This window comes from Arthrobacter sp. UYCu511, assembly GCF_040547105.1.
In the GTDB taxonomy this organism is placed as follows: domain Bacteria; phylum Actinomycetota; class Actinomycetes; order Actinomycetales; family Micrococcaceae; genus Specibacter; species Specibacter psychrochitiniphilus.
The window spans coordinates 1-2,206 of the sequence record NZ_JBEPPB010000022.1; the positions used below are offsets into that span (position 1 = coordinate 1).

General features: G+C 52.9%; 1 rRNA gene. It reads left to right on the forward strand.

The annotated features are described in order from the left end of the window. The first annotated feature begins 185 nt into the window (after positions 1–185). Positions 186–1,722, forward strand: a 16S ribosomal RNA gene (locus ABIB48_RS17985). Positions 1,723–2,206 lie beyond the last annotated feature (484 nt).

The following is a 2,206-nucleotide window of genomic DNA, read 5'->3' on the forward strand; positions in this document are numbered from 1 at the left end:
GGTTGTTGTTTGAGAACTCAATAGTGTGCCAAGTTTTATTGATACCAATTTATTGTAATTGAATTGGTTATTTGGTTGTGTGTTGCCGCCCCTGTGGTGATGCATGATCGTTTAGCTGGTTTCGAATTTAGTGCATGCTTTCCTTTACCTTTTTCCGGTGGGATTGTGTGTGTCTGTTTGTTTTATTAACGGAGAGTTTGATCCTGGCTCAGGATGAACGCTGGCGGCGTGCTTAACACATGCAAGTCGAACGATGAACCTCGCTTGCGGGGGGATTAGTGGCGAACGGGTGAGTAACACGTGAGTAACCTGCCCTTAACTCTGGGATAAGCCTTGGAAACGGGGTCTAATACTGGATATTGACTTTACCTCGCATGGGGTTTGGTTGAAAGATTTATTGGTTTTGGATGGACTCGCGGCCTATCAGCTTGTTGGTGAGGTAATGGCTCACCAAGGCGACGACGGGTAGCCGGCCTGAGAGGGTGACCGGCCACACTGGGACTGAGACACGGCCCAGACTCCTACGGGAGGCAGCAGTGGGGAATATTGCACAATGGGCGAAAGCCTGATGCAGCGACGCCGCGTGAGGGATGACGGCCTTCGGGTTGTAAACCTCTTTCAGTAGGGAACAAGGCCAGCATTTTTGTTGGTTGAGGGTACTTGCAGAAGAAGCGCCGGCTAACTACGTGCCAGCAGCCGCGGTAATACGTAGGGCGCAAGCGTTATCCGGAATTATTGGGCGTAAAGAGCTCGTAGGCGGTTTGTCGCGTCTGCCGTGAAAGTCCGGGGCTCAACTCCGGATCTGCGGTGGGTACGGGCAGACTAGAGTGATGTAGGGGAGACTGGAATTCCTGGTGTAGCGGTGAAATGCGCAGATATCAGGAGGAACACCGATGGCGAAGGCAGGTCTCTGGGCATTAACTGACGCTGAGGAGCGAAAGCATGGGGAGCGAACAGGATTAGATACCCTGGTAGTCCATGCCGTAAACGTTGGGCACTAGGTGTGGGGGACATTCCACGTTTTCCGCGCCGTAGCTAACGCATTAAGTGCCCCGCCTGGGGAGTACGGCCGCAAGGCTAAAACTCAAAGGAATTGACGGGGGCCCGCACAAGCGGCGGAGCATGCGGATTAATTCGATGCAACGCGAAGAACCTTACCAAGGCTTGACATGAACTGGAAATACCTGGAAACAGGTGCCCCGCTTGCGGTCGGTTTACAGGTGGTGCATGGTTGTCGTCAGCTCGTGTCGTGAGATGTTGGGTTAAGTCCCGCAACGAGCGCAACCCTCGTTCTATGTTGCCAGCACGTGATGGTGGGGACTCATAGGAGACTGCCGGGGTCAACTCGGAGGAAGGTGAGGACGACGTCAAATCATCATGCCCCTTATGTCTTGGGCTTCACGCATGCTACAATGGCCGGTACAATGGGTTGCGATACTGTGAGGTGGAGCTAATCCCAAAAAGCCGGTCTCAGTTCGGATTGGGGTCTGCAACTCGACCCCATGAAGTCGGAGTCGCTAGTAATCGCAGATCAGCAACGCTGCGGTGAATACGTTCCCGGGCCTTGTACACACCGCCCGTCAAGTCACGAAAGTTGGTAACACCCGAAGCCGGTGGCCTAACCCCCTTGTGGGGAGGGAGCTGTCGAAGGTGGGACTGGCGATTGGGACTAAGTCGTAACAAGGTAGCCGTACCGGAAGGTGCGGCTGGATCACCTCCTTTCTAAGGAGCACCAAACACCTGGCCGTTTTCCGCATGGAGAATTGTTGTGGGTGTGAGGAGAATAGTGCATTGCGAGAACGAAAGTTTCTCGGTGTGCTGCTCAAGGGTGGAATATCAATGAAATAGGTGCCTGTTGGCACGGGGCGATCTGAAATAAGTACAGCAACCCTTTAGGGGATGCGGGGAACGTTTCATCAAGGGTTGTTTCGTGGTGGTGGGTGGTGTTTGGCACACTGTTGGGTCCTGAGGCAACAACACTTTTTTGTGTTGGTTTGTTTCTGGTTTCCTGCACATAACTGAACCGTGAGGCGGTGCTGGTGTGCGTGATCTGGTCTTCGGGCTGGTGTTGCGTGGATTGGTACTCTCTGGTGGTGGGGTGTGTGGTGGGGTTGTTGTTTGAGAACTACATAGTGAACGCGAGCATCTTTTATAAGAAAGCAATTTCTTTGAGAATATGATATAAAACCTGGATCTGTTGCTGACC